This window comes from Streptomyces sp. UW30, from assembly GCF_008042075.1.
In the GTDB taxonomy this organism is placed as follows: Bacteria; Actinomycetota; Actinomycetes; order Streptomycetales; family Streptomycetaceae; genus Streptomyces.
Genome location: NZ_RDBN01000005.1, coordinates 139290 through 145913 on the forward strand (window position 1 = coordinate 139290; position 6624 = coordinate 145913).

Annotated in this window: 7 protein-coding genes; 4 read left to right on the top strand and 3 right to left on the bottom strand. The window is 70.7% G+C overall.

The features are described 5' to 3' along the window. Positions 1–136 precede the first annotated feature (136 nt). Positions 137–523: an STAS domain-containing protein gene (locus tag EAO75_RS02235; protein WP_147993321.1), complete on the top strand. Its 387-nt coding sequence runs from the start codon at positions 137–139 to the stop codon at positions 521–523. Here the strand turns inward: EAO75_RS02235 and EAO75_RS02240 are convergent. Both EAO75_RS02240 and EAO75_RS02245 read right to left on the bottom strand, forming a co-directional pair. Then, positions 407–1426, bottom strand: coding sequence for a sigma-70 family RNA polymerase sigma factor (locus EAO75_RS02240; RefSeq protein WP_147993322.1), 1020 nt, complete (start codon positions 1424–1426; stop codon positions 407–409). The two genes, EAO75_RS02235 and EAO75_RS02240, sit on opposite strands and share 117 nt — an antisense overlap. Before the next feature lie 173 nt (positions 1427–1599). Beyond that, a complete protein-coding gene (locus EAO75_RS02245) occupies positions 1600–2868 on the bottom strand; it encodes an MFS transporter (protein WP_147993323.1) in 1269 nt (422 codons plus the stop codon). Positions 2869–2931: 63 nt separating this feature from the next. Between EAO75_RS02245 and EAO75_RS02250 the strand changes: the two genes are divergently transcribed. Then, complete coding sequence (locus EAO75_RS02250) at positions 2932–3885, top strand: LysR family transcriptional regulator (RefSeq protein ID WP_147993324.1); 954 nt, start codon at positions 2932–2934, stop codon at positions 3883–3885. Between the two features lie 86 nt (positions 3886–3971). Here the strand turns inward: EAO75_RS02250 and EAO75_RS02255 are convergent, their stop codons facing one another. Further along, positions 3972–4733 carry an alpha/beta hydrolase gene (locus tag EAO75_RS02255; RefSeq protein WP_147993325.1) on the bottom strand — a complete coding sequence of 254 codons (762 nt, stop codon included), beginning with the start codon at positions 4731–4733 and terminating at the stop codon, positions 3972–3974. A 134-nt stretch (positions 4734–4867) separates the two neighbouring features. Here EAO75_RS02255 and EAO75_RS02260 point away from each other — a divergent pair, with 134 nt between their 5' ends. Together EAO75_RS02260 and EAO75_RS02265 are read left to right on the top strand one after the other, a co-directional pair. After that, the gene (locus tag EAO75_RS02260; RefSeq protein WP_147993326.1) at positions 4868–6031 is read left to right on the top strand and encodes an adenosine deaminase; all 1164 of its coding nucleotides are present in this window, start codon (positions 4868–4870) and stop codon (positions 6029–6031) included. Positions 6032–6169: 138 nt separating this feature from the next. After that, the gene (locus tag EAO75_RS02265; protein ID WP_147993327.1) at positions 6170–6592 is read left to right on the top strand and encodes an ATP-binding protein; all 423 of its coding nucleotides are present in this window, start codon (positions 6170–6172) and stop codon (positions 6590–6592) included. Positions 6593–6624: the final 32 nt, after the last annotated feature.

Here is a 6624-nt window from a genome sequence, read left to right on the forward strand (position 1 = left end):
GGGTGAGACGATACGTGGGGCATACAGCAAACCCTCCTGGGAAGGAGGGGACCGGGTCAATGTGATCTCGGTCGGCGGACACCCCGCGAGGCACGGAAGCGCGGCAGCGCGCGTCGGAAGGGAGGCCCCGGCCGCGATGAGTTATCCGCCCCCGCCCGGTCTACCGATCGTGGACGCCATGACACCCGCTGTACTCGTGCTGGCCGGCCCCGTCACCCGAGACGAGGTGGCGGGGCTGTGCGACGACGTACGGGCCCGGCTGGAGACCGGTGGGGCGAGAGTCGTGGTGTGCGATGTGGGTGGGCTGGGACCGCCCGGGCTCGGTGTCGTGGATCTGCTGGCGCGGCTCCAGCTCGCCGCGCGGCGGGCCGGGGGCCGGATCAGGCTGCGTGACCCCGATCCCGGGCTACACGCCCTCCTCGACCTGGTCGGCCTGCGCTTCGAGGTGGAGCGGGAGCCCGAACAGCGGGAACCAGCGCTTGGTGTCGAGGAAGAAGTGGAACCCGGTGAGCCGGCCGTCTGAGATCTCCAGGACCTGCACCGCCCACGGTGTGTAGCCGCCCGCCTCGGGGTCCGGCTTGTACTGGGCGAAGCCCGGCAGACCGTTCACCTGGACCGGCAGCAGCCGTGAGCCCTCGCAGGCCGAGCCCAGCGTCGTCATGAAGCCGGTGATGTCGTCGTGGCCCGTCAGCCACAGGTCGAACGGCGGCATCGTCATGATGGCGTCCTCGTGCAGCAGCGCCGTCAGTGCCGTCATGTCATAGCCCTCGAAGGCCGCGACATACCGGTCCAGGAGCTTTTGCTGCTCCTCGTCCAGCTGGTCCGAGACGGTGGCCGTGGCGCCCGGCTGCTGCTGCTCGGCGAGGGTGGCGCGGGCCCGCTGGAGGGCGCTGTTGACCGATGCGACCGTCGTGTCGAGCAGCTCCGCGACCTCGCTCGCCCGCCAGGCCAGCACCTCGCGCAGGATCAGCACCGCGCGCTGCTTGGGCGGCAGCTGCTGGAGGGCGGCCATGAAGGCGAGCCGCACCGACTCCTTGGCGACCGCCGCCTCCGCCGGGTCCTCGGTGGTCGGCAGCACGCGGCTGTCCGGCATCGGCTCCAGCCAGGTGTTGTCCGGACGGGGCGAGAGCGCCGCCTGGGCCAGCGGCGTCGACTCCGTCAGGTCCATCGGGCGGGCCCGCTTGTTGCCGGCCGTCAGCATGTCCAGGCACACGTTCGTCGCGATGCGGTACAGCCACGAGCGGAGACTGGAACGCCCCTCGAACTTGTCGTAGCTCCGCCAGGCGCGCACCATCGTGTCCTGCACCGCGTCCTCGGCCTCGAAGGACGAGCCGAGCATGCGGTAGCAGTATCCGGTCAGTTCGACGCGGTGTTTCTCCAGCCTGATATCGAGGTCCGTCGTCTTTGTCGCCGTGCCGTCGCTCATCGTCCACCCACCCCTGTGGCCGTGCTGTCTCGCGCCTTTGCGCCCAGTACTTGGAAGCTACCGCAGCCCACTGACAACGGCCCCCGGAGCGGACGAACACCCAGGTGAGAGGCGTACAAAAGCCGTTCCCCCCGACCGGCCGACCCCGGTCGGGGGGAAAGGGGACGTGCGGCTCAGGCCGTAGCGAGCCGCTGCTGGGCCCGAGCCGCACGTGTTCCGAGGACGGTGATCGTCACCACGCCGAGCACCGCAAGCAGGCCGACCCCGACCGTGCCGGCCCAGCCGCCCGCGTGGAAGGCGATCGCGCCGACCGTGCTGCCCGCGCTGGAGCCGACGTAGTACGCGGACTGGTAGAGCGCCGCGGCCTGGGCGCGGCCCCGGGTGGCCGTCTTGCTGACCGCCGAGGACGCCACCGCGTGGCCCGCGAAGAAGCCGCCGGTGATCAGGACCAGGCCGAGGAGGACCATCGGGAGCGAGCCCGCCAGGGACAGCAGCAGGCCTGCCGCCGTGGTCGCGCCCGCCGCGTAGAGGGCGCCTCGGCGACCCAGCCGGCCCACCAGCCGGCCTGCCGTGGACGCCGACACCGTGCCGACCAGGTACACCAGGAAGATCGAGCCGACGATGCCCTGGGGCAGCGAGAACGGCGCCTGAGTCAGGCGGTAGCCGATCACCGTGTACACGCCGCCGAACACGGTCATGAACAGCGCGCCGATCGCGTACAGGCGGCACAGCAGCGGGTTCGCCAGGTGCTCGCGTACCGTGCGGGCCAGGACGCGCGGGCGCAGCGAGCCCGGCTTGAAGTGGCGCGGCGCGGGCAGCAGCAGCCGGAAGGCCACCGCGCACGCCACCGCGATCACGCCGATCACACCGACCGCGACCCGCCAGCCCCACTCCTGCGCGACCCAGCCGGTGATCACCCGGCCGCTCATCCCGCCGACGCTGTTGCCCGCGACGAACAGCCCGATCGCCGTGATCAGCGCCCTCGGCCGGACCTCCTCGGCCAGATACGCCGTCGCCGACGCCGGCAGTCCTGCCAGCGCCGCGCCCTGGACCGCCCGCAGCACGACCAGGGCCGTCAGGTTCGGCGCGAAGGGGACCAGCAGTCCGAGGGTCACCGCGACCGCCAGCGACGCCGTCATGACCGTACGGCGTCCGAACCGCTCCGACAGCGCGCTCATCGGCAGCACGAACAGCGCAAGACCGCCGGTGGCCGCCGCCACCGTCCAGCTCGCCTCGCTCGCCGCCACCCCGAACTCACCCGAAATCAGCGGCAGCAGGGCCTGTGTGGAGTACAGGAGCGCGAAGGTCGCGACACCGGCGAGGAAGAGGGCGAAGCTCATCCGGCGGTAGCCGGGGCCGCCCGGGGCCATGCGGGAGTCGACGACGGGGACTGCGGGTGTGGCGCCCACGGTGATGGACGCCTCGGTACTGGCGGGAGACATGCTTCGAAGCTACGGACGCTCCCGCTGATCCGTCCAATGCATGGAATCGCCATAATCGTTCCCATGGAGCATCAGCAGAGGTCACGGGCCCGTCTGTCACCATCCAGTGACACAGAAGACATGGTGATGTTGCTGGCGCCCCGCCTCGCGTACTTCGCCGGCGTCGCCCGCACCGAGCACGTCACCCGCGCCGCGCAGGAGATGCAGGTCCCGCAGTCCACGCTCTCGCGCGCCATGGTCCGCCTCGAACAGGACCTGGGCGTCGACCTGTTCGCCCGCCATGGCCGTACGGTCTCCCTGACCCCGGCCGGCCGCACCTTCCTCGGCTCCGTCGAGCGCGCCCTCGCCGAGATCGGGCGGGCCGCCGAAGAGGTCCGTGCCGACGCCGACCCGGCCACCGGCAAGGTCGCCTTCGGCTTCCTGCACACCATGGGCGCGGAGACGGTGCCCGGCCTGATCCACGCCTTCCGCGCCGACCACCCCCGTATCCGCTTCAGCCTCGTCCAGAACTACGGCGAGGCGATGATCGAGCGGCTGCGGTCCGGCGAGCTCGACCTGTGTCTGACGTCCCCGGTGCCGGACGCCCCGGACCTGGTGGCCCGCCGACTGGACGAGCAGAAGCTCCGCCTGGTCGTGCCCGCCGATCARCGCCTCGCCTCGCGCAAGCGCGTCCGTCTCGTGGAGGCCGCCGACGAGACGTTCGTGACGCTGGAACCCGGCTACGGCATGCGCAGGATCACCGACGACCTGTGCCAGGAGGCGGGCTTCAAACCGCGCATCGCCTTCGAGGGGGAGGAGGCGGAGACCCTGAGGGGCCTGGTGGCGGCGGGCTTGGGGGTTGCGCTCCTTCCTCCGCCGGCCGTACCCCGCCCAGGAGTGGTGGAACTGACGGTGACGGCCCCGAGGGCGGCACGGGAGATCGGCGTCGCGTGGCTGGCGGACCGCCCGGACACGCCGCCCGTAGCGGCCTTCAAGAGGTTCCTCCTGTCGAGGAGGGGCAACTTGCTGCCCACCTGAAGGGCAACGCCCCAAGAGGCGCGGGGAACTGCGAGAGAAGCCGCGATGATGCCGCACCCGCCGACGAACCGACGCCCCCGACGAGGCTAGCGCCGCAACGACTTCCCGAACCCGGCAGCCAACGGCATCCGAAGTCCCAAGGGAGGCGGAGCCGCAAACGCGTCGGCCACCGGCCGCGAGAACGCCCTGCCGAACAGCACCCCCATGACGAAGTCCTCGGCCAGCGCGAGGACTTCGGCCCGGTGCTGATGCAACGCGTGCCGGTCGGAGTGCACTTCGAACCGGCACACGTCCCGGTTCGCCTTCTTCGCCCGCTCCGCCAGCCGGAACGACAGCTCGGGGTCGGTCCGCTCGTCGTTCGTGCCGTGCACGACCAGCACGTGCCGGCCCGCGAGCTGCTTCACCGGTTCGGGTGCGGCCGCCATGTCCTCCTCCGGCAGCCAAGGGGCGATCGCCAGCACGGAGTTGACGGCGTCGTGGCCCCCGGCGCGCAGCGCCGCCCGGGCGCCCATGTCCATCCCGACGAGGCACACGGGGACATCCCCATAGCGCCGTACGGCCTCGTCGGCCGCCCACAGCGCGTCGCTCGCGAGGTTCGCGGCGTTGCCGTTCCAACCGCGGAAGCGGTAGCGGACGACGTGCGTGGCCAGGCCGTCCTCGCGTCCCGCCCGCGTCAGACGGCGCCCCAGTGTCCGCACAGAGGAGGTCGCCAACAACGTTGCCGGCTTGCGATGTGAGACCTCGTCACCTCCGGGAAGCAGGAGAACCACTCCGCTCACCGCCGTCGGCTCCGGCCCGATCGCCCTGCCCAGCCGGACCCTGCGCACCGGCGTCGCTTGGTGTGCCATGACAGAACAGTGTCAGAAGCATCGGTGTACGCCACCCGTCCTCGGGGTCACCGTTACGTATCGACGGATTCGTACAACCAGGAAAATGGGGTGTTCAGCGGGTGATCTACGCGCGTAGGCGTTATGGTGCGGAAATGACGAGCGAGACTGCCCAGAAGGCGAACACCCCGAGCTCGGACCAGATCCGCCGGGCGCCGAAGGTTCTGCTGCACGATCACCTCGACGGCGGGCTGCGCCCCGGCACGATCGTCGAGCTGGCCCACGAGTCGGGCTACTCCCAGCTCCCCGAGACCGACCCGGCCAAACTCGGCGTCTGGTTCCGGGACGCCGCCGACTCCGGATCCCTGGAGCGGTATCTGGAGACCTTCTCCCACACCGTCGGCGTGATGCAGACCCGCGACGCCCTGGTCCGGGTCGCCCGCGAGTGTGCCGAGGACCTCGCCGAGGACGGCGTCGTCTACGCCGAGGTGCGTTACGCGCCCGAACAGCACCTCGAGGGCGGGCTCAGCCTCGAAGAGGTCGTCGAGGCCGTGAACGAGGGCTTTCGCGAGGGCGAGCAGATCGCGCGGCGGAACGGCCAGCGCATCCGCGTGGGCGCCCTCCTCACCGCCATGCGGCACGCCGCCCGCGCGCTGGAGATCGCCGAACTCGCCAACCGCTACCGCGACCTGGGCGTCGTCGGCTTCGACATCGCGGGCGCCGAGGCCGGGCATCCGCCCACCCGGCACCTCGACGCCTTCGAGTACCTCAAGCGCGAGAACAACCACTTCACCATCCACGCCGGCGAGGCCTTCGGGCTGCCGTCCATCTGGCAGGCCCTGCAGTGGTGCGGCGCCGACCGGCTGGGGCACGGGGTGCGCATCATCGACGACATCCAGATGCATGCCGACGGGTCCGTGAAGCTGGGGCGGCTCGCCTCGTACGTACGGGACAAGCGCATCCCCTTGGAACTGTGCCCCAGCTCCAACCTCCAGACGGGCGCCGCCGATTCGTATGCCGCCCATCCCATCGGGCTGCTGCGCCGGCTGCACTTCCGGGCGACCGTGAACACCGACAACCGGCTGATGTCACATACGAGTATGAGCCGGGAGTTCGAGCATCTTGTCGACGCTTTCGGATACACGCTCGATGACATGCAGTGGTTCTCCGTCAATGCGATGAAATCATCGTTCATTCCTTTCGATGAACGGCTCGCGATGATCAATGACGTCATCAAGCCCGGATATGCCGAACTGAAGTCCGAGTGGCTGTTCCGGCAGACCGCGTCTACCAGCGACTCTGTAGAAGAGCAGGGCTGACCTGGGGCCTTGTGGTCACACGGAATGCGGGCGGCATTCACAATCCGTCCGCATTTCGATGTTTGCGGCCGGGTGCGGGGCGTGTTTACGGTCGAGGACCGCTTACATCCCCGTAACCAATTTTCGAGGACGCATTTCATGAAGCAGTCTGCTGCCAAGACCCTCGGTGTCGCCGCTCTCGGTGCCGCCTTCGCCGCCGCGGGCGCCGGTGCCGCGAACGCCGCGCCGGTCACGCCGGACGCCGCCGGTTCGGCGCTCGACACCGTCACCCGGACGCTCCCCGCCGAGAACCTCTCGCAGGCGGCGCCCACTGCCGGTGCGGGACTGGCGCAGGGGGGTGCGGGGCTGGCCCAGGGGCAGGAGGCCCTCGGCGCCGGACTGTCCGCCGCGCAGCCGGCCGCCGAGCAGGCGGTGGCCGGTGGGCCGACCGGTGTGGTCGCCGGGCTGCTCGGCGGGCTGCCGCTGCAGGGGGTGCCGACCGAGGGGCTGCCGGTGCAGGGGCTGCCCACCACGGCCCTTCCGACCCAGGGGCTGCCGGTGAACGGGCTTCCGCTCGGCTGAGTTCGCCTCGTCCTGAACGCGCCGCTGGGGCG